Source organism: Pseudomonas sp. P1_C12, from assembly GCF_056406435.1.
Genome location: NZ_JBFUAE010000006.1, coordinates 337,584 through 355,984, shown reverse-complemented (window position 1 = coordinate 355,984; position 18,401 = coordinate 337,584). Strand labels below are relative to the sequence as shown.

The 18,401-nt window shown below is 57.8% G+C and carries 24 protein-coding genes; 8 read left to right on the top strand and 16 right to left on the bottom strand.

Going from position 1 to position 18,401, the window contains the following annotated elements:
* Positions 1–76: 76 nt before the first annotated feature.
* Genes rplT through thrS form a run of 4 tightly spaced genes read right to left on the bottom strand, consistent with a single transcriptional unit; the run spans position 77 to position 3,190 of the window.
* Positions 77–433, bottom strand: coding sequence for a 50S ribosomal protein L20 (gene rplT, locus AC1D19_RS13945; protein ID WP_007905879.1), 357 nt, complete (start codon positions 431–433; stop codon positions 77–79).
* A 28-nt stretch (positions 434–461) separates the two neighbouring features.
* A complete protein-coding gene (rpmI, locus tag AC1D19_RS13940; protein WP_002553160.1) occupies positions 462–656 on the bottom strand; it encodes a 50S ribosomal protein L35 in 195 nt (64 codons plus the stop codon).
* Between the two features lie 60 nt (positions 657–716).
* Positions 717–1,268: a translation initiation factor IF-3 gene (gene infC / locus AC1D19_RS13935; RefSeq protein ID WP_172668659.1), complete on the bottom strand. Its 552-nt coding sequence runs from the start codon at positions 1,266–1,268 to the stop codon at positions 717–719.
* Entirely contained in the window at positions 1,268–3,190 is a 1,923-nt protein-coding gene (gene thrS / locus AC1D19_RS13930; protein ID WP_108217750.1) for a threonine--tRNA ligase, read from the bottom strand. The genes infC and thrS overlap by 1 nt, the downstream gene beginning before the upstream one ends.
* 374 nt (positions 3,191–3,564) lie before the next feature.
* On the opposite strand from thrS, the gene AC1D19_RS13925 reads away from it, so the two are divergent.
* Both AC1D19_RS13925 and AC1D19_RS13920 read left to right on the top strand, forming a co-directional pair.
* Positions 3,565–3,867 (top strand): hypothetical protein, encoded by a 303-nt coding sequence (locus tag AC1D19_RS13925; RefSeq protein WP_477754767.1) that lies wholly within the window; start codon positions 3,565–3,567, stop codon positions 3,865–3,867.
* A gap of 291 nt (positions 3,868–4,158) precedes the next feature.
* On the top strand, positions 4,159–4,371 hold the full coding sequence (locus AC1D19_RS13920; RefSeq protein WP_003179963.1) for a cold-shock protein: 213 nt from the start codon (positions 4,159–4,161) through the stop codon (positions 4,369–4,371).
* 70 nt (positions 4,372–4,441) lie between these two features.
* On the opposite strand, the gene AC1D19_RS13915 is transcribed toward AC1D19_RS13920, so the two are convergent.
* Together AC1D19_RS13915 and AC1D19_RS13910 are read right to left on the bottom strand one after the other, a co-directional pair.
* Complete coding sequence (locus tag AC1D19_RS13915) at positions 4,442–4,762, bottom strand: I78 family peptidase inhibitor (protein ID WP_477763557.1); 321 nt, start codon at positions 4,760–4,762, stop codon at positions 4,442–4,444.
* Between the two features lie 167 nt (positions 4,763–4,929).
* Positions 4,930–5,235, bottom strand: coding sequence for a hypothetical protein (locus AC1D19_RS13910; protein WP_477763556.1), 306 nt, complete (start codon positions 5,233–5,235; stop codon positions 4,930–4,932).
* A gap of 132 nt (positions 5,236–5,367) precedes the next feature.
* Here AC1D19_RS13910 and AC1D19_RS13905 point away from each other — a divergent pair, with 132 nt between their 5' ends.
* On the top strand, positions 5,368–5,580 hold the full coding sequence (locus AC1D19_RS13905) for a hypothetical protein (protein WP_477763555.1): 213 nt from the start codon (positions 5,368–5,370) through the stop codon (positions 5,578–5,580).
* A gap of 33 nt (positions 5,581–5,613) precedes the next feature.
* Here the strand turns inward: AC1D19_RS13905 and AC1D19_RS13900 are convergent, their stop codons facing one another.
* From AC1D19_RS13900 to AC1D19_RS13865, 8 genes are all read right to left on the bottom strand, one after another.
* A complete protein-coding gene (locus tag AC1D19_RS13900) occupies positions 5,614–6,582 on the bottom strand; it encodes a nucleoside hydrolase (RefSeq protein ID WP_477763584.1) in 969 nt (322 codons plus the stop codon).
* Between the two features lie 103 nt (positions 6,583–6,685).
* Complete coding sequence (gene rbsD / locus AC1D19_RS13895) at positions 6,686–7,090, bottom strand: D-ribose pyranase (protein WP_477754771.1); 405 nt, start codon at positions 7,088–7,090, stop codon at positions 6,686–6,688.
* Positions 7,087–8,004 carry a ribokinase gene (gene rbsK, locus AC1D19_RS13890; protein ID WP_477763554.1) on the bottom strand — a complete coding sequence of 306 codons (918 nt, stop codon included), beginning with the start codon at positions 8,002–8,004 and terminating at the stop codon, positions 7,087–7,089. Before rbsK ends, rbsD begins: the two co-directional genes overlap by 4 nt.
* Positions 8,005–8,095: 91 nt before the next feature.
* Positions 8,096–9,115: a LacI family DNA-binding transcriptional regulator gene (locus tag AC1D19_RS13885; protein ID WP_477763553.1), complete on the bottom strand. Its 1,020-nt coding sequence runs from the start codon at positions 9,113–9,115 to the stop codon at positions 8,096–8,098.
* 3 nt (positions 9,116–9,118) lie between these two features.
* The gene (locus tag AC1D19_RS13880) at positions 9,119–10,096 is read right to left on the bottom strand and encodes an ABC transporter permease (protein ID WP_477763552.1); all 978 of its coding nucleotides are present in this window, start codon (positions 10,094–10,096) and stop codon (positions 9,119–9,121) included.
* Positions 10,093–11,646 carry a sugar ABC transporter ATP-binding protein gene (locus AC1D19_RS13875; protein WP_477763551.1) on the bottom strand — a complete coding sequence of 518 codons (1,554 nt, stop codon included), beginning with the start codon at positions 11,644–11,646 and terminating at the stop codon, positions 10,093–10,095. The genes AC1D19_RS13880 and AC1D19_RS13875 overlap by 4 nt, the downstream gene beginning before the upstream one ends.
* A 55-nt stretch (positions 11,647–11,701) precedes the next feature.
* Positions 11,702–12,658 carry a substrate-binding domain-containing protein gene (locus AC1D19_RS13870; protein ID WP_477763550.1) on the bottom strand — a complete coding sequence of 319 codons (957 nt, stop codon included), beginning with the start codon at positions 12,656–12,658 and terminating at the stop codon, positions 11,702–11,704.
* A gap of 192 nt (positions 12,659–12,850) precedes the next feature.
* Positions 12,851–13,312, bottom strand: coding sequence for a hypothetical protein (locus tag AC1D19_RS13865; RefSeq protein ID WP_477763549.1), 462 nt, complete (start codon positions 13,310–13,312; stop codon positions 12,851–12,853).
* 351 nt (positions 13,313–13,663) lie between these two features.
* Here AC1D19_RS13865 and AC1D19_RS13860 point away from each other — a divergent pair, with 351 nt between their 5' ends.
* From AC1D19_RS13860 to AC1D19_RS13850, 3 genes are all read left to right on the top strand, one after another.
* Positions 13,664–14,752 (top strand): asparaginase, encoded by a 1,089-nt coding sequence (locus AC1D19_RS13860; protein ID WP_477763548.1) that lies wholly within the window; start codon positions 13,664–13,666, stop codon positions 14,750–14,752.
* 181 nt (positions 14,753–14,933) lie between these two features.
* Positions 14,934–15,203 carry a DUF1654 domain-containing protein gene (locus AC1D19_RS13855; RefSeq protein ID WP_150727134.1) on the top strand — a complete coding sequence of 90 codons (270 nt, stop codon included), beginning with the start codon at positions 14,934–14,936 and terminating at the stop codon, positions 15,201–15,203.
* Between the two features lie 4 nt (positions 15,204–15,207).
* Complete coding sequence (locus tag AC1D19_RS13850; protein ID WP_477756028.1) at positions 15,208–15,897, top strand: endonuclease; 690 nt, start codon at positions 15,208–15,210, stop codon at positions 15,895–15,897.
* An 86-nt stretch (positions 15,898–15,983) separates the two neighbouring features.
* On the opposite strand, the gene AC1D19_RS13845 is transcribed toward AC1D19_RS13850, so the two are convergent.
* Positions 15,984–16,349 (bottom strand): SPOR domain-containing protein, encoded by a 366-nt coding sequence (locus AC1D19_RS13845; RefSeq protein ID WP_477756027.1) that lies wholly within the window; start codon positions 16,347–16,349, stop codon positions 15,984–15,986.
* Between the two features lie 250 nt (positions 16,350–16,599).
* Here AC1D19_RS13845 and csrA point away from each other — a divergent pair, with 250 nt between their 5' ends.
* Positions 16,600–16,791 (top strand): carbon storage regulator CsrA, encoded by a 192-nt coding sequence (csrA, locus tag AC1D19_RS13840; RefSeq protein WP_053161267.1) that lies wholly within the window; start codon positions 16,600–16,602, stop codon positions 16,789–16,791.
* Positions 16,792–16,975: 184 nt separating this feature from the next.
* Here csrA and AC1D19_RS13835 read toward each other — a convergent pair whose 3' ends face one another.
* Positions 16,976–17,431: a DUF2214 family protein gene (locus AC1D19_RS13835; RefSeq protein ID WP_477756026.1), complete on the bottom strand. Its 456-nt coding sequence runs from the start codon at positions 17,429–17,431 to the stop codon at positions 16,976–16,978.
* A gap of 202 nt (positions 17,432–17,633) precedes the next feature.
* Here AC1D19_RS13835 and AC1D19_RS13830 point away from each other — a divergent pair, with 202 nt between their 5' ends.
* The gene (locus tag AC1D19_RS13830) at positions 17,634–18,386 is read left to right on the top strand and encodes a carbonic anhydrase (protein WP_477756025.1); all 753 of its coding nucleotides are present in this window, start codon (positions 17,634–17,636) and stop codon (positions 18,384–18,386) included.
* Positions 18,387–18,401: the final 15 nt, after the last annotated feature.

Sequence of the window (18,401 nt, the reverse complement as noted above, 5' to 3'; positions counted from 1 at the left end):
TTGAAGGCTCTTCCCCTATTTATGACGTTTAACACCTGGCCCCACAGATGCGAGGCCGGGTGACTGTCGGGGGTACTTAAGCCAAGGTGGCTTTAGCTTTCTCGACAATCGCAGCAAACGCCGCTTTTTCGTTCACTGCCAGATCAGCCAGAACCTTACGGTCGATCTCGATGGACGCTTTTTTCAGGCCGGCGATGAAACGGCTGTAGGACAGACCGTTGATACGAGCACCAGCGTTGATACGAGCGATCCACAGAGCGCGGAACTGACGTTTTTTCTGACGACGGTCACGGTAGGCGTATTGGCCTGCCTTGATTACCGCTTGCTTGGCAACACGGAATACGCGGGAGCGTGCGCCGTAGTAGCCTTTAGCAAGTTTCAGAATTTTTTTGTGACGCTTACGGGCAATGACGCCACGCTTTACACGAGCCATGAGTTACTTCCTCTATTCTTGACTAAAATTAACGAAGGCGCAGCATGCGCTCGACTTTTGCCACGTCAGACGGATGCAGCAAGCTGCTACCGCGCAGTTGACGCTTACGCTTGGTCGACATTTTGGTCAGGATGTGGCTCTTGAAAGCGTGCTTGTGCTTGATACCGTTAGCAGTTTTCAGAAACCGCTTAGCAGCACCACTTTTGGTCTTCATTTTTGGCATGTTCGGATACTCCGCATTCAGTTGATAAACATAATCAGAAGGCCTGCCGTGCCCTGTTGATTACTTCTTCTTTTTCGGGGCGATGACCATGATCAGCTGGCGTCCTTCCATCTTAGGATGCTGTTCGACCGAACCGTACTCGAGCAAGTCACCTTCAACTCGCTTGAGGAGTTCCATCCCCAGCTCCTGGTGGGCCATCTCACGGCCGCGGAATCGCAAGGATACCTTGGCCCTGTCCCCATCACTCAGGAAACGTACCAGGTTGCGCAGTTTTACCTGGTAATCCCCTTCCTCCGTCCCTGGACGAAACTTGATTTCTTTAACCTGGATCTGCTTCTGGTTTTTCTTGGCCGCGGCAACCTGCTTCTTCTTTTCGAAGATCGATTTGCCGTAGTCCATCAGTTTGCAAACAGGGGGTACTGCATCGGCGGAAATCTCCACCAGATCCAGCTTGGCCTCTTCAGCCTTAAGAAGCGCGTCTTCAATTGACACAATCCCAAGCTGTTCACCTTCAGCTCCAATTAACCGAACCTCGCGTGCCGAGATATTCTCGTTGATCGGGGCTTTCGGTGCAGCTCGTTTATCTTGTCTCATTTCACGCTTAATAATAATTACTCCGAATCTGGGCGACCACGCCGGGAAACCGCTTGCGCGAGAAACTCAGCGAACTGGGCGACGGGCATCGAGCCCAGGTCAGCACCTTCACGAGTACGCACAGCGACAGTCTGCATCTCGACTTCCCGATCTCCGATAACCAAGAGAAAAGGAACCTTGAGCAAAGTATGCTCGCGGATTTTAAAGCCGATCTTTTCATTTCTCAAGTCAGACTTGGCACGAAACCCGCTTTCGTTGAGAGTTTTTTCCACTTCGGCGGCAAAATCAGCCTGTTTATCAGTGATATTCATCACCACTGCCTGGGTCGGAGCCAGCCACGCGGGGAATGCGCCCTCGTAGTGCTCGATCAGGATTCCGACGAAACGTTCGAAGGACCCCAGGATCGCCCGGTGCAACATGACCGGGTGCTTGCGACTGTTGTCTTCGGAGACGTATTCGGCTCCCAGACGGACAGGCAGGTTAAAATCGAGCTGCAGGGTACCACATTGCCAAACGCGGCCGAGGCAATCTTTCAGCGAGAACTCGATCTTCGGACCGTAGAACGCCCCCTCGCCCGGCTGCAGATCGTACGGCAGGCCCGCGCTATCAAGGGCTGCGGCCAGCGCAGCTTCGGCGCGATCCCAAAGCTCGTCGGAACCGACGCGTTTTTCCGGACGAGTGGACAGCTTCATCTCGACATCGGTGAAGCCGAAGTCGGCGTAGACATCCATGGTCAGCTTGATGAACGCAGCGGATTCAGCCTGCATCTGTTCTTCGGTGCAGAAAATGTGCGCGTCGTCCTGGGTGAATCCACGCACGCGCATGATGCCGTGCAAGGCACCCGATGGCTCGTTACGGTGGCAGGCACCGAATTCGGCCAGGCGCATCGGCAACTCGCGGTAGCTCTTCAGGCCCTGGTTGAACACCTGCACGTGGCACGGGCAGTTCATCGGCTTGATCGCGTAGTCGCGGCTTTCCGACTGGGTGGTGAACATGTTGTCGGCGTAGTTGGCCCAGTGCCCGGACTTTTCCCACAGGCTGCGGTCAACGACCTGGGGCGTCTTGATTTCCAGGTAACCGTTGTCGCGCTGCACCTTGCGCATGTACTGCTCGAGCACCTGGTACAAAGTCCAGCCATTCGGGTGCCAGAACACCATGCCCGGCGCTTCTTCCTGGGTGTGGAACAGGCCCAGGCGCTTGCCGATCTTGCGGTGGTCGCGCTTCTCGGCTTCTTCGATGCGCTGGATGTAGGCGGCCAGTTGCTTCTTGTCGGCCCAGGCGGTGCCGTAGACGCGCTGCAATTGCTCATTCTTGGCATCGCCGCGCCAGTAGGCACCGGACAGTTTGGTCAGCTTGAAGGATTTCAGGAAGCGGGTGTTCGGCACGTGCGGACCGCGGCACATGTCGACGTATTCTTCGTGATAGTACAGGCCCATGGCCTGCTCGTTCGGCATGTCCTCGACCAGGCGCAACTTGTAGTCTTCGCCACGGGCCTTGAACACTTCGATCACTTCGGCGCGCGGAGTGACTTTCTTGATCACGTCGTAATCTTTCTCGATCAGCTGCTGCATGCGCTGTTCGATGGCCGCCAGGTCGTCCGGAGTGAAAGGACGCTCGAAGGCGATGTCGTAATAGAAACCTTCGTCGATGACCGGACCGATGACCATTTTGGCGGTCGGGTACAACTGCTTGACCGCATGGCCAACCAGGTGGGCGCAAGAGTGGCGAATGATCTCCAGCCCCTCTTCATCCTTTGGCGTGATGATTTGCAGCGACGCGTCGCTGTCGATGATGTCGCTGGCGTCGACCAGCTTGCCATTGACCTTGCCGGCCACGGTGGCCTTGGCCAGGCCTGCACCGATGGATGCGGCGACCTCGGCTACGGAAACCGGGTGATCGAATGAACGTTGACTGCCGTCGGGAAGAGTAATAGTTGGCATGGCGCCTCCTCTCCTAGTGGTGACCCCTACCAAAGGTCACGTGGGTTGGGATGAGCCAGTACAAGATCCGGTCCAGGCCATTCAATGACGAACGCCTGCCTTACAGCGGCAGGAGCCTTGCGGCCAACCGGAAAGCCGAACCAGAGTGACTGGGATTCAAATCAGGGTTAATCGCGCATCTGCCGCCGCCGGGACTGAAGGTCATCCGGAGCTTGCAAACGCCCGAGCGAGGCATGCTAGCACAGATGAACGGTCGTCGATGCACGCAGACTTTGTGCGGGGGCAAATCGGTCATTTTTATGCCAGAGTGATGAACTTGAACACCGCTTCGCCCCTCAGATAACACGTCATTGACCCACAAGGAGCATCCCAGCATGCGTCTGAACCGTTTGTTCGCCGTAGTCGCACCCATCGTTCTGCTGCTGCCATTGGCCGCCCACGCCGACTGGCCAAAGGGTGAGCGCGAGAAATACATGGCGCAATGCGTCCCTGCAGCGGCACAAAAGATCGGTGATGCGAAGGCAAAAGCCGTCTGTGGTTGCGGCGCCGACCAGCTCAAATCCTATCCTGCCAAAGACCTTCAGGCATTGATGGACGGCACGGCAAGTCAAGAACTGGGAAATCAGGCGATGCAGAAAATCGCCACTTGCAGGGTCGATGCCGGGGCGAAGAAATAAGCTTCTCGCATTGATTTTTTCACCTGCAATGACCGAAAAAACAGGCCGAATGTCGCTTTGCCTGACATTTTATGAAGGTTTTTCGTCTTTTTTTTCGTCTTTTCTTTCGGCTGAAAGCCTTTTAAAACGGGGCCTCCAGCGATATGAAGCACCAAAGACCGCTCGACAGTAAGGCAAACAGCTCGCCCGGGGGGCTCCCAAAGCGAACATTTCGACTATGATATCCGGGTGTGCCCAGTTGGCCTGAGCAGCACAGTACTACTGAAAATATATGTTTCTTGGAGATACACCATGTCTAATCGCCAAACCGGCACCGTTAAATGGTTCAACGATGAAAAAGGCTTCGGCTTCATCACTCCTCAAGGTGGCGGTGACGACCTGTTCGTACACTTCAAAGCTATCGAAAGCGACGGTTTCAAAAGCCTGAAAGAAGGCCAGACTGTTTCCTTCGTGGCTGAGAAAGGCCAAAAGGGTATGCAAGCTGCTCAAGTTCGCCCAGAGTAATTTCCAGGCGCACTAAAAAAACCCCGTCCATGTGACGGGGTTTTTTATGGGCGAAACAAAAGCCGAGTGATCAGCCGCAGTTGACGCGAGTGACCACTTTATTGGCATCGGTGTTCAGGTTAAGACGGTCTGAACGGTACTCCAGCGTCACCATATCGGTTGGCAGCAGGAACCGCGCGTTTTGCGCTCCTGCGCGGGCACGCGCTTGCTCAAGCAATTGCGGCGATGCCTGTTTGCCAATGGTGAACTCGGCAGCCTTTGCTTCACAGCGGCTGTGACCCGTGTCAGTCATCGCAACATCAGTTGCTGCCGACTCGGTAGAGGTAGTGCTGCAACCGGCCAGTGTGGCAACGGCCAACAAAGTACCCAATGACGCGAGCTTCCAAGGCATGAAGCCCCTCCTTATTCAATGATTAAGCTGAGATCGTGCGACAACCAGACTGGCGTTTGGTTTCACAGGCAGTGCTAGCACCCTGCCCGTAATCCGGACGAGCCGCGATTCTGCCTGAGCGCGGCGCTGCCCTTGATCATTGAATCGTGACTGAATATGAACGACGCTCAATAGACGTCGATGTAGTCGTAAGGCGGATTGGGCCAGTTCTCTTTCAAGGCATTGAAGATTTGCATGACCCAGACTTCATCGCTGGCCGCGACCCGCCCGACATAACCGGAGCCCTTGGCCCAGGTTTCGAGTCGAAACAACAACCCGTCGATATCGTTACCGCCCACGACACCCGAGGAGATATAGGCAATGCCTCCTTTGGTGACCCGCAACTGGGTGTGCTCATCGTCACTGGCGCCGGCCAGCAACTGACGCACCGCCTCGAGGGTCAGGCCATCCGGGGAGTTCAAATCGATCTGCACAGCGCATTCCTTGAATATTCGTCAGAGACCAAGTGTCGCACAGCCCTCCTTTCATGCCTAAGTCGACGTGTCAAAAGCCCCGTAAAATGGTTAACTCGGCACTCAGACTTCCCCGACCTCACGAGCGCCATCATGACCACCGTAAGCATCGACGCTGACATCAAGGCCAAGTGGCAAGACGGCCACAGCTCCTACAGTCCAGGCAGCACGGAAGAGCTCGCCATTATCGGTATCGACCTGCTGGTCAGGGACCTTGGAACCGAAGCCGCCCAATCGTTCATCGAGCAGATTTTCGAGAAACATCTGTCGGACCAAAAGGCCGAAGCGGTTAGCGCGAGGGAGTGAGCCCCGCAGGCAAGCACCTGCGGGAGATGATGCTTATTTCAGGCGGGCCAGGCGCTCGGTCAGCAGATCGAAGAAGCCCTGGGCATCGCCGCTTTCAACCCAGAAGGCATTCTTTGGCGCTTTCAAGCCGCCATACCAGTCGACGATGGTTTGTCCAAAGGTCGGCCCTTCGCGGCTGTCGACCACCACGTTGACCGAGCGACCGCTGAACAATTGCGGCTTGAGCAGATAAGCGACAACCGTGGCGTCATGCACCGGGCCGCCCGGAATGCCGTAGTGTTCCATGTCGCCTTTGATGTATTCATTGAGAATGTCGCCCACCAGACGGCTGGCGTTGTTGTTCAGCGCGGCAATCTGTTTCAGACGCGCTTCGCTGGTAAGGATCTTGTGGGTCACATCCAGCGACAGGTAGGTCAGCTTCACGCCACTGCTGAGCACCACTTCGGCCGCTTGCGGGTCGGCGAACAGGTTGAACTCGGCCACCGGCGTGATGTTGCCGCCATTGAAGTGCGCACCGCCCATGACCACCACTTCCTTGATGCCCTGAACGATACCCGGCTCCTGGATCAGCGCCAGGGCCAGGTTGGTCTGTGGGCCTAGCATGGCGATAGTAATGCTGTGGGGCCTGGCCGATTTCAGGGTATCAATCAGGTAGGTGATGGCGCTGCCCTCGGCCAGACCTTGTCTGGGCTCATGCACCACAATGCCCGACAACCCTTCCTTGCCATGAATGTCCTCGGCGTAGATGGGTGTGCGCATCAGGGGCTTGGGCGCCCCCGCATAGACCGGAACCTCTTCGCGCCCCGCCCACTCCCTGGCCAATCGCGCATTGCGCGAGGTCTTGTCCAGGCGAACGTTGCCGGCAACGGTGGTCAATGCGCGGACATTCAGCTCGTCCGGCGATGCCAGGGCGAACAACAGGGCAACGACATCGTCAGCCCCTGGATCGGTGTCGATGATCAAGTCGATCTTTGGTGCCGCCTGGGCGTTGGTTGCGGTCATCAGGGACAAAAGCAGCAGACTCCGGAGCAGTGGGTGCAGTTTCTGAGCATAGCGATACGGGGCGCACTCCTTGTGCCTGGGACATCAAAACGCGGACAGTCAGTCAAAACGTAACGCCGGCGACCAGCACAATGTTGCAGTACGGTTGGCATTCGCCTGTACGAACAATCGCCTTCGCTTGTCGGCTCAGGACCTTGAATTGTTCATGGGTGAGCACTTCACGCCGACCCAACGCGCCTTCGCCGTTCAGTTCTTCCAGCGCGACCAGGGCCGACGGCTTTTTATCGAAGATTTCCTGTGCCAGCACATGGCTTTCGACCTGCATCTCACTGAGCACGACCTTCAAGGTGCTGACAAAATCCGGTATGCCGGGGGTCAAGGCCAGGTCGATCAATTCAACGCCCGGTGGAACCGGCAGCCCCGAATCTCCGATGACGACCAAGTCGCCATGTCCCAAAGACGCGATCAGTCGCGACAGCGCAATGTTGAGCAGCGGTGTCTTTTTCATGGAATTTTAAACGCCTGTACATCGCTCAAGGCGGGAATCGAAGGTTGCGCGCCGGCCCGGGTCACCGACAGCGCTGCGGCCACCTGCCCGAAGCGGATCGCCTGCGCTTCATCTTTACCCGCGGCCAGTGCCGCAGCGAAACCGCCCACGAATGTATCGCCGGCCGCCGTGGTATCGACAGCCTTTACCACGGGCGCGGGGAAATGTTCGAAGCGTCGGCCATCGGCAAACAGCGAACCTTGCGCACCGAGGGTGATGATCACCTTGCCGGCGCCCAGGGCAATCAGGCGGGTCGCCGCGGCTTGCGCGGTGTCCAGGGAGTCCACCGACAGACCGCTCAGGGCCGACGCTTCGCTTTCGTTGGGAATCAGGTAATCGATGGACGCGTACCAGTCCGATGGCAACGGACGACTGGCCGGTGCCGGATTGAGGATGACGGTCTTGCCCAACTCGCGACCGCGCTTGAGCGCATGGCCAACAGAAGCATCGGGCACTTCCAGCTGACAAATGAGCACATCCGCCGCGTGTATCACCGAATCAAAACGGTCAATGGCTTCAGCGGTCAATGCACCGTTGGCACCGGGGACGATCACGATGGTGTTCTGACTGCTGTCGTCGACCACAATCAACGCCACGCCGCTGGAACCGTCAATGGTGCTCACCGCTTGGCAATCGATCTGCTCGGCCAACAGCGCCCCGCGCAGCGCCTCACCATAGGCGTCACTGCCCACGCACCCGATCATCGACACCCGGGCTCCCAGCCGCGCCGCAGCCACGGCCTGATTGGCGCCCTTGCCGCCGGAGACGGTGGTAAACGACTGACCAATCAGCGTTTCACCGCCCTTGGGCAAGCGCGGCGCCCGGGTCACCAGGTCCATGTTCAAACTGCCTATTACCACTACTTTTGCTGGCATACATTGCTACTCACGATTCTGTTTCGGCGGCGCTGTTGGTTCAGCGGCGTTCTATTTTCAACGGCTTTCTGTTTTCAACGGCTCTCTGTTTTCAACGGAATTGGGCAAACACGCCGGCCAGCGGCGCCGTCGATTCACGTATGACGATACTCGGCGTCACGATCCGCTGATCGGTCGCCAGGCCCGGCGTGGCGATTCGCCGTAAAAGCACTTCGGCGGCCATTTCACCGAGTTGCAGGATCGATTGCCCCACCGTGGTCAACGACGGATAGACATACCGACTCATCTGGATATCGTCGAAGCCGATCACCGACAACTCAATCGGTACGCGAATATTGCGCTCGGCGGCGGCCCGTAGCACGCCGATGCCAATCATGTCGTTGGCCGCAAAAATGGCGGTAGGCGGCTTGTTTTCCAGCAAAACCGCGGCAGCGCTGTAACCGCCAGTGCTGGTGAAATCGCTTTCCAGCATGCGCTCGGGAGAGACTTCGACGCCCGCCTCCTTCAAGGCCCGGCGATAACCCGCCAGACGCATCTGCGCCACGCTGGTGTTCTCCGGCCCGCTGATCGTGGCGATATCCCGATGCCCCAGTTCCAGCAGGTGCCGGGTCGCCAGATACGCGCCGTATTCATGGTCGATGCGCACCAGGTCCGCATCGATACCGTCCAGTCCGCGGTCGACGATCACCATGGGCGTGCGGACGCCTTTAAGACCTTGCACCAGGCCACTGTCGCCGCCGGCCGAGGCGACAATCAGGCCGTCGATACGCTTTTCCAGCAGTACACGCAGATAGCTGCGCTGCTTGTCTGGATTGTCGTCGGAGTTGCACAGGATGACGCAGTAACCGTTTCGCTCGCAGTAATCCTCGATACCCCGGGCCAGCTCGGCGAAATACGGGTTGAGGCTGTTGGGCACCAACAGGCCGATGGTCGCTGTGGTCTTGGCCTTGAGCGAACGGGCCACGGCGCTGGGGACGTAGTCGAGGGTCTGGATTGCCGCCTCGACCTTGATCCGGACCTCTTCACTGACCGGGCGGGTCTTGTTCACCACATGGGAAACCGTGGTGTAGGAAATGCCGGCAAGGGCTGCCACATCTTTGATAGTCGCCATGACTCAGGTCCGCCGGCTTGCGCGTTGACTGCGATAGGTGTCCAGCACCACCGCCACCACGATCACCGCGCCGGTAATGATGCGTTTGGTCGGCTCGGTTGCGCCGATCTGCGCCAGCCCCGCGGCCAGCACGGAAATGATCAGGACGCCAAAAAACGTGCTGATCACCGAACCGCGCCCGCCCATCAGACTGGTCCCGCCGATCACGACGGCTGCAATCACCTGCAACTCAAGGCCGGAGCCGGCATTCGGGTCCGCGGCTTCCAGGCGAGAAATCTGGAACAACGCGGCAATACCGGCCAGCAACCCCATCAAGCTGAAGACCAGGATTTTGTAGGGCTTGGGATTGATCCCCGCCAGCCGCACGGCCTCTTCGTTGGTGCCGATACCGATCAGGTAACGACCGAACACCGTGCGGGTCAACACGGCCTGGGCGATGAAAATGATCAGCAACGCGATGATGAACGAGGGTGAAATGCCGAAGGCGATCGGGTTGGACAACCAGGCGAACGCATCGCCGATGTAGGCCGTACGCGAACCGGTCATCTGGTACGCCACCCCGCGAGCCATTTCCAGCACGCCCAGGGACACGATGAACGACGGAATCCGCCACGCCACCGTGATCGAGCCGGTGACGGTACCGGCGAGCGCCGCGACGGCCATGCCCAGCAGCGCCGCCGGCAGAACGCCCCAGCCCCAGCCAAGAATCGCCACACTCACGGTCGAAGCCGCCAATGCCAGCACCGAACCTACCGACAGGTCGATGCCACCGATGATCAACACAAAGGTCATGCCGACCGCCAGCACCATCAGGTCCGGAATCTGGTTGGCCAGGGTGCTGAAAGTATCGTAGGACAGGAAGTGACTGCTCAGCACCGAGAACAGCACGATCATCGCCAACAAGGCACCCGCCAGGCCCAGATAGGTGCCCAGGCCGTAGAAGTTGCCATTGCGTTTGCCGGCAAAAGAAGCGGTTTTCATGGAAGATCCCTAGGCGCGGCTTCAAAGAGCAGCGCATCACGTTTTTGGTAGCCGGCGAAAGCAGCGGCGAGCAACTCATCCTGGGTCCAGCTGTCGCGCTCGAATGTATCGATCAGCCTCCCCGCCGACAGCACACCGATCCGGTCGCAGATCAGCATCAGCTCGCGCAAGTCGCTGGAGACCACCACCAGCGCCTTGCCCTGGCGGGTCAATTCGCCGAGCAGGTTGTAGATATCGAACTTGGCGCCGACGTCGATGCCGCGGGTCGGCTCGTCGAACAGCAGCACCGTGCAATCGCGCTCCAGCCAACGGCCGATGACGACTTTCTGCTGATTACCGCCGGACAACTCGGACACCAACTGTGCCGGACCGGAACTGCGAATGCGCATGGCGTCGATCTGACGCTGGGCCAGGGCGTTCTCCTCATCGTTGTCGACCAAGCCAGCACTGGAGATGCCGGGCATGTTGCCCAAGGCGATGTTGGCGCCGATCGATTGGGTCAGCAAAAGGCCTTCGCCCTTGCGATCTTCGGTGATCAACGCGATACCGTGCCCCACCGCATCCACCGGCGAACGGATGCCGACAACCTGCGCCGGCGAGCCCAGGGCAATCGTGCCGCTGTCAGCGATATCGGCACCGAAGATCAGGCGCAGCAACTCGGTGCGCCCCGCGCCGATCAAACCGGATATCCCGAAAATCTCACCGGCACGAACTTCGAACGACACGTCGCGAACCTTGTCGGAACGGCTCAGGCCCTTGACCGTCAACACCGCAGCGCCAATCTTGCGCGCCCCCATATCGATGTGTTCGCCGAGCTCGCGACCGACCATCAGCGTGACCAGTTGCTCACTGTTGTAGTTGGCCATCGGCTCGACACAGACCAGGTTGCCATCGCGCAGCACGGCGATGCGCTGCGCCACCCGCGCCAGCTCTTCGAGGCGGTGAGAGATGTAGATGATCGATACGCCGCGAGCTTGCAGTCGGGTGATCTGCTCGAACAACATTTCGACTTCGCGTGCAGTGAGCATCGCGGTCGGCTCGTCGAGAATCAGCACATGACAATCGCCAATCAGGTTGCGGGCGATCTCGACCATTTGCTGGTGGCCGATGCCCAGTTCGCCGACCAGGGTGTCCGGGTCAATGGCGTCGAGCCCGACCTGAGCCATGGCCTCGATCGCAGCCTTGCGCAATTGCTTGCGGCTGATCCAGCCACCTTTGCTGGGCAGATTGTCGAGAAACAGGTTTTCCGCCACCGACAGGGTCGGCAGCAGATTGAGCTCCTGCATAACCATGCGGATACCCAGCGCTTCAGCCTGAGCCCGGCTACCCGGACGATAGTCCTGCCCCTGAAACTGCATCTGGCCGGTGGTCGGCGTGACCAGCCCGCCAATAATCTTCGAAAGCGTGCTTTTGCCTGCACCGTTTTCACCGGTCAACGCCAGCACTTCCCCGCGCATGAGTGTCAGGTCGATGCCGGCCAGGACCGGTTGGGCGTAGGTCTTGCCGATACCGCTGACCGAGAGGACAGCGTTCGGAGCGCAAACTGACATAAAAACTCTCCATGCGCTCGTCCGGCTGGACGAGCGCCGTTATGTCGCCAGAAGGCTACTTGGTGACCAGCTCTACCGGCGTTTCAATCACGCCATTGGCGCCGCCGTCGACCTTTTCACCCTTGAGAATTTTCAGTGCAGTCTCGATACCGAACACCGCCTGTTTGGCCGCGAACTGGTCCGCGGTGGCCAGCACGCGACCGTCCTTGAGCATTGGCTGGATGGCATTGATGTTGTCGTAGCCGACCACTTGCACCTTGCCGGCCTTGCCCGCGGCGCGCACGGCAGACACCGCACCGACCGCCATGCTGTCGTTGCCGGCCAACAGGGCCTTGGTTTGCGGGTATTCACTGAGAATCGAGGCGGCCACCTTGTTGCCTTTGTCGATTTCCCAGTCACCGGATTGCAGGGACACGACCTTGATCTGTGCCGCCTCCATCGCATCCTTGAAACCCGCGGTCCGCTGCTGGGCATTGGTGGTGGTGGACACACCTTCGATGATGCCGACTTCGTCACCGGCCTTCAGCTGTTTGGCCAGGTAATCGCCCACCAACCGCGCACCCTTGCGGTTGTCCGGGCCTACGAACGGCACATTGATGTTTTTGCTTTTGACGACGGCGGGGTCCAGCTGGTTGTCGATGTTGATCACGGTGATACCGGCATCGATGGCTTTCTTGATCACCGGGACCATGGCTTTGGAGTCTGCCGGCGCAATCACCAGTGCATTGACCTTGGCCAGGATCATCTGCTCGACGATGCGCGTCTGACCTGCGGTGTCGGTTTCATCCTTGATGCCGTTGGAGATGAGCTCGAATTCGCCGGAGTGATCTTTCTGGTAGGCCTTGGCGCCGTCTTCCATTGTCAGGAAGAACTCATTGGCCAAGGATTTCATGACCAGTGCGACTTTCGGTTTTTCAGTGGTTTCAGCAAAAGCCGAAGAGACAGGCAGTGCAGCGGATGCGGCAGCCAATATAGCGACAGCGAGAAGACGTCCAGCGAATGGCAGCTTCATGGGTTCACTCCGATCTTATGATTATTGTGAGCAACGCTTGCGCTGGCGTAAGCTTCACGGCCCACTGCGATGAAAAGCCATCACTGGAGCCGCGCAAACGTTTGCGTGAAGCAAACTATGCGAACCCTGCCGGTATTTGTCAACGACCTGAAAAGTGCTTTCAGAGATGTTCAGCGAAAAACGGCATCCCGTTCACGCCGTGGTGTTGACCACCGATCCCGTGCCAGAACCCTTGGCCAGCTCTTTGATCAGGCTCGCACTCACTTGCAGGATGGCGCCGTTGGTGTCGGCAACCTGCCCCTCAATGGCCGCTACCGCGGTGGTCTTGGCTTGCGGAGTCGGATAGGCCGCCGCCTGGGCTTGCGCCAGTTGCTGCTGTTGCTCGCGCAATTGCTGCTGAAGCTCCTTCAAGCGCTTGAGCAGGACCTTCACCGTAACGCTGGTGTTATCGCCGGTTTGCGATTCGGCCTGTGCGCCGGCACTTTCTTCCAGACCTACCGGGCCCGTTTTAACCTGGGTACCGTCGCCTTCCTTTGCACCCAGCGCTTGAGCAGCCGCATCCTCTGTCGCATCGCCTAAAGCACGAATGGTCGTCGCAGACTTTCCCCCGATGGTGATGCCCGCGGCATTTGGGAAGCCAATAGATAACGACATGTGAACTCCTGCAGAAAAAGACCCCTTGAAGGAGCATCGACCGACGCACGCGTTTCTTTAGTCGTTAACGACGATTTGAGGCGTTGAAGTCTTAAACAGAACTGCAATCCGTTTCGGAGAGCCGAACGCGAAAGTTAAACATGTTCGGTAATCCGGACGCCAAGACCCAAAACCGCCTCCGGACACAAACAGCAATACCGTTACAAATCATTAAGTTAAGCGTTTTTTTCGATTCAGAGTGTTGCTGGTACAGATCCTGCTCTTCCCCTCGCACCCCAGCGTTCAGATTCGCCTGGGGCGTATCTAGATGAACTTGCATCTGCACCACCTCACAACTAGAAGAGAAAAATAATGACATCTGCACTCAAGACCTTTGTTCCGGGCGCCTTGGCCCTCCTCCTGCTTCTGCCCACCGCCCTTCAGGCCAAAGAAGCCGAAACCCAACAGAAACTGGCCAACGTGGTGATCCTGGCCACCGGCGGCACCATTGCCGGCGCAGGGGCCAGCTCCGCCAACAGCGCAACCTATCAAGCGGCGAAAGTCGGCATCGAACAGTTGATCGCTGGCGTTCCTGAGCTGAGCCAACTGGCTAACGTTCGCGGCGAACAGGTCATGCAGATCGCCTCCGAAAGCATTACCAACGAAAACCTGCTGCAACTGGGTCGCCGCGTGGCTGAACTGGCCGACAGCAAAGACGTCGATGGCATCGTGATCACCCACGGCACCGACACCCTGGAAGAAACCGCGTACTTCCTGAACCTGGTGGAAAAAACCGAGAAGCCGATCATTGTCGTGGGCTCGATGCGCCCGGGCACCGCGATGTCCGCCGATGGCATGTTGAACCTGTACAACGCGGTGGCCGTGGCCGGCAGCAAAGACGCGCGGGGCAAAGGCGTGCTGGTGACCATGAACGATGAAATCCAGTCGGGTCGCGACGTCAGCAAGATGATCAATATCAAGACCGAAGCGTTTAAAAGCGCCTGGGGTCCGCTGGGCATGGTAGTAGAAGGCAAATCCTACTGGTTCCGCTTGCCAGCCAAGCGCCACACCATGGATTCCGAGTTCGACATCAAGACCATCAAGAGCCTGCCTGACGTCGAGATCGCCTATTCCTACGGCAACGTCAGCGATACCGCTTACAAGGCCCTGGCTCAATCCGGCGCCAAAGCCATCATCCACGCCGGCACTGGCAATGGCTCGGTATCGTCGCGGGTAGTTCCATCCCTGCAAGCCTTGCGCAAGGACGGCGTGCAGATCATTCGCTCCTCCCATGTCAACGCCGGTGGCTTTGTATTGCGCAACGCCGAACAGCCTGACGATAAATACGACTGGGTCGTGGCCCACGACCTGAACCCGCAAAAGGCCCGTATCCTGGCGATGGTCGCGCTGACCAAGACCAACGACAGCAAAGAGCTGCAGCGGATGTTCTGGGAATACTGATTCGCCCTCGCCCGACCGATCCGGTCGGGCACCCCATGCGCCATTCGCCAGCCTTGGCGAGTGGCTGCCGCTGGATCTGACAAAAAAACTCCCTTCGCCTTATGCCAAACGGAACAAATCGCTGTCAGACGATTTTCTTGATTTTTAAGCAGTTGCGAAATGGCCTACAGTTAAATACTGTATGCACGTACAGCTTAATAAGGATAATTCCGTGGACACCACCTCCTCCTCTCCTGACACCTATGTACGCATGGGCCTGCGCGTTCAGAAAATCATCAACTCTCCCACCGCACAAAAGGCCAGGGCAGCACTGATCTTCCGCCTTCCTGACGAGCCGGTGGATGAATGGGAACGCTTGCTGGAAGAAATCGACGAAAACGACAACGTCACCCTCGCCTATCGCGACGATGGCGGCGTGCAGATTTTCTGGGTTTTGCCGAAGGAAGACTGAGTCGATGAGTGCCCGCTGGTTTGCTTTGTTGTTCCTGTTTTTTGTCATGGGCGCGCAAGCCGACGCCCCGCGCACCTTCACCGAAGCGAAAAAGGTGGCGTGGAAGCTCTACGCGCCCCAATCCACCGAGTTTTACTGTGGCTGCAAGTACACCGGCAACCGGGTGAACCTTGCCGCCTGCGGTTACGTGCCACGTAAAAATGCCAAACGCGCATCCCGCATCGAATGGGAGCATATCGTTCCTGCCTGGCAGATCGGCCATCAACGCCAGTGCTGGCAAGAAGGTGGCCGCAAGAACTGCACCCGCTACGACCCGGTTTACCAAAAGGCCGAGTCCGATCTGCACAACCTGGTGCCCAGCATTGGCGAGGTCAATGGCGATCGCAGCAACTTCAGCTTCGGCTGGCTGCCCGAGCAGTCGGGGCAATATGGTTCCTGCCTGACCCAGGTCGACTTCAAGGCCAGGAAAGTCATGCCCCGCCCGTCCATCCGCGGCATGATCGCCCGAACGTACTTCTACATGAGCAAGCAGTATGGTTTACGTCTGTCGAAACGGGATCGGCAACTGTACGAAGCGTGGGACAAAACCTATCCGGTTCAGGCCTGGGAACGGCAACGCAACCAGAGCGTGGCGTGTGTCATGGGGCGCGGCAACGAGTTCGTCGGCCCGGTAAACATGAAGGCCTGCGGTTGAATCCAGGCGACACCTGAAACAAAAAAGGCCTCGGGACTAACCACCCGAGGCCTTTTTTGTTTCTTCAACGTCTGCGCTACTGAATGTTATTGAGCGGCCGGACGCTCAAGCACCAGCAATTCGATGTTCTGTTTCTTCGCGCGAGTGAGCGCGGCACGGACTTCATCCTGTTTGGCTTCGGCCTCGGCTTTCGAATTGAACGGCCCCATCAGGATTCGTGTATTGCCATTTTCCTTGACGACGCTGGACATGAAGCTGTGCTCGATCAGCCAGCCACTCAAATCGCTGACCGCCTGAGGGGTTTCACCTCGCACTTCAAGATCCCATTGCGGGCCGGACACCGCCGCGGGTACGGCAGCCATGGCCGGTTCAGGCTTCGGCGCATCCACACTACTGCCCTCGCCACATCCCGCCAGCGCCAATATCGCGATTACCAAAACCATTTTGCGCACGGCGTTTCCCTCTAAATCCATAAAGCAGGGATTTTAACATCCATGAATACTTCGCGAGTGCCGTAAAATGGGCTCAAAACAACGAGAATGATGGTTGCGGCCTCTGTATAGTTACGCCTTGGGAATTAATGCCGCATCTGCACGTCAGAAAGAGGCACCCAAACCGCGAGACTTCGCACTAATCTATACGTACCACCGACCTCTGCACTGTCCGAATCAGGTGCCCCACAAAGCAATCAAGGAGAAGACCATGCTGATACTCACCCGCAAAGTCGGTGAAAGCATAAACATTGGTGATGACATTACGATCACCATCCTGGGCGTAAGCGGCCAGCAAGTCAGGATCGGCATCAACGCCCCGAAGGACGTTGCAGTGCATCGTGAAGAAATTTATCAGCGCATTCAGGCTGGCCTGACCGCCCCGGAAAAGCCGCAACCCTGAATCCTGTTGCAGTCAGTAGCCAGCCCGTTCAGTCCGGAATCACGGCTGGCTAAAGATTCGGCATTGCATCGCTTCCGCCTGCTTTCCACACAAGCCTCCAGGGTCCGATACTAGCGACAAGCTCAACGCTCTGGCTGTCAGACATTTCTGGTTCACCCCACGGAAGTACGCGTTAACTGCGTGATCAACCAAACATCACGCCACGCGCCATACCAGTCGCCGCCACCACCATCAGCAGCACCAGCAGCGCCTCGACATGACTGATCCGCGCAAATAGCTTCGCACGGCCTGTATCGATCGCCACTTTACGGGCAAGCGCTATCCGCCATTTGATCAGCGTCACCATTGGCGCAATCTCCAGCAGCAAGATCAGGACGAACAGCGTCATCTTCAGATGAAACAGCGGCTGATGCAGGTAATAGTCCGTGCCTTTCTCGTACCCGCCAAAGGCTCGCATCCCCCCGCTGACCAGCAAAACGACAGCTGAAATACCCCAGATATTGTCCGCCATCAGAACACTACGCACTTGCGCGGCCCCATCGGCCAAACGCCGAAAAGCTGTGCCTCGAACCAACACAGCCCAAAATCCCAAGGCAAATGCCAAAAGATGAACCGCCGCTAGAAACCAGTGAGTCAGCATCGAGAAACTCCTGCCAGGTCGAAGTTGTATGAGCCTGTCAGTAGTAGCCCATGAAATGGCTGCTTGCACGGCATCTGCGGACATTGTCCGGAACACAAATGACAGACCGACTAGACTCCATTGCGCTGGTATTGAGTGTCCGTGACAGTACCAGCCCCAACGACAACTCACTCTCACCGCATTGAACTGAGTAAACAAAATCATGTGTGAATCATGTGATTCAAGCTCTGCTTCAAACACAACAGGCCGTCGTCGTTTTCTTCAACTTGCCGGATTGGGCGCAGGCGCCCTGCTGCTGACCGGCACACTGCCCGGCAAGCTCATCCAGGCAGCCGAAAAAGCGTCAGCCCCACCCAAACCTCAAAACGTAATCAGTCCCGATATGGCGCTGAAAAGACTGATGGAGGGCAATGAACGATATGTAAGCGGTACTTCCACTACACACGACTTCAAGGCTGAGCGAGAGGCCTTGGTGTCCGGTCAAAATCCGTTCGTGGCAGTACTGAGCTGCTCCGACTCGCGGATCGCCCCGGAATATGCGTTTGATACCGCGCGAGGCGATCTTTTCTCCATCCGTGTCGCGGGCAACTTCGTGACCCCGGAAGGCCTGGCCAGTCTTGAATACGGGGTTGCCGTACTGGGCGCACCGCTGATTCTCGTACTCGGTCATGAGAGCTGTGGCGCCATCGAGGCAGGCATCAAGGCCGTCAAGGATCAGACGATTTTCCCCGGCCATATCCCGAAACTGACTGACGCACTCAAGTCGGCAATCGAGACGGTGCTGAAGCAACCCGGGAGCTTGATGGAAAACGCCACCGCGCAAAACGTCAAAAACTCTGTCAACAGCCTGAAACAGGCCTCGCCATTGCTGACAGATGCCCAGAGCAAGGGCAAGTTGAAGATAGTGGGAGGCATTTATCGCCTGGCAAGCGGCAAGGTAGAGTTGATCGTTTGAACCGCAACACGTACA

Bases quoted from the DNA above. Each gene is read 5' to 3' on its own strand.
- AC1D19_RS13920 (WP_003179963.1), top strand. From the start codon at position 4,159: ATGTCTAATCGCCAAACCGGCACCGTTAAATGGTTCAACGATGAAAAA.
- AC1D19_RS13915 (WP_477763557.1), bottom strand. From the start codon at position 4,762: ATGCCTTGGAAGCTCGCGTCATTGGGTACTTTGTTGGCCGTTGCCACA.
- AC1D19_RS13850 (WP_477756028.1), top strand. From the start codon at position 15,208: ATGAGTGCCCGCTGGTTTGCTTTGTTGTTCCTGTTTTTTGTCATGGGC.
- AC1D19_RS13880 (WP_477763552.1), bottom strand. From the start codon at position 10,096: ATGAAAACCGCTTCTTTTGCCGGCAAACGCAATGGCAACTTCTACGGC.
- rbsD (WP_477754771.1), bottom strand. From the start codon at position 7,090: ATGAAAAAGACACCGCTGCTCAACATTGCGCTGTCGCGACTGATCGCG.
- thrS (WP_108217750.1), bottom strand. From the start codon at position 3,190: ATGCCAACTATTACTCTTCCCGACGGCAGTCAACGTTCATTCGATCAC.
- rplT (WP_007905879.1), bottom strand. From the start codon at position 433: ATGGCTCGTGTAAAGCGTGGCGTCATTGCCCGTAAGCGTCACAAAAAA.
- AC1D19_RS13860 (WP_477763548.1), top strand. From the start codon at position 13,664: ATGACATCTGCACTCAAGACCTTTGTTCCGGGCGCCTTGGCCCTCCTC.
- AC1D19_RS13870 (WP_477763550.1), bottom strand. From the start codon at position 12,658: ATGAAGCTGCCATTCGCTGGACGTCTTCTCGCTGTCGCTATATTGGCT.
- AC1D19_RS13830 (WP_477756025.1), top strand. From the start codon at position 17,634: ATGTGTGAATCATGTGATTCAAGCTCTGCTTCAAACACAACAGGCCGT.
- AC1D19_RS13865 (WP_477763549.1), bottom strand. From the start codon at position 13,312: ATGTCGTTATCTATTGGCTTCCCAAATGCCGCGGGCATCACCATCGGG.
- csrA (WP_053161267.1), top strand. From the start codon at position 16,600: ATGCTGATACTCACCCGCAAAGTCGGTGAAAGCATAAACATTGGTGAT.
- AC1D19_RS13875 (WP_477763551.1), bottom strand. From the start codon at position 11,646: ATGTCAGTTTGCGCTCCGAACGCTGTCCTCTCGGTCAGCGGTATCGGC.
- AC1D19_RS13900 (WP_477763584.1), bottom strand. From the start codon at position 6,582: ATGACCGCAACCAACGCCCAGGCGGCACCAAAGATCGACTTGATCATC.
- AC1D19_RS13885 (WP_477763553.1), bottom strand. From the start codon at position 9,115: ATGGCGACTATCAAAGATGTGGCAGCCCTTGCCGGCATTTCCTACACC.
- AC1D19_RS13905 (WP_477763555.1), top strand. From the start codon at position 5,368: ATGACCACCGTAAGCATCGACGCTGACATCAAGGCCAAGTGGCAAGAC.
- AC1D19_RS13925 (WP_477754767.1), top strand. From the start codon at position 3,565: ATGCGTCTGAACCGTTTGTTCGCCGTAGTCGCACCCATCGTTCTGCTG.
- rpmI (WP_002553160.1), bottom strand. From the start codon at position 656: ATGCCAAAAATGAAGACCAAAAGTGGTGCTGCTAAGCGGTTTCTGAAA.
- AC1D19_RS13835 (WP_477756026.1), bottom strand. From the start codon at position 17,431: ATGCTGACTCACTGGTTTCTAGCGGCGGTTCATCTTTTGGCATTTGCC.
- AC1D19_RS13855 (WP_150727134.1), top strand. From the start codon at position 14,934: ATGCACGTACAGCTTAATAAGGATAATTCCGTGGACACCACCTCCTCC.
- rbsK (WP_477763554.1), bottom strand. From the start codon at position 8,004: ATGCCAGCAAAAGTAGTGGTAATAGGCAGTTTGAACATGGACCTGGTG.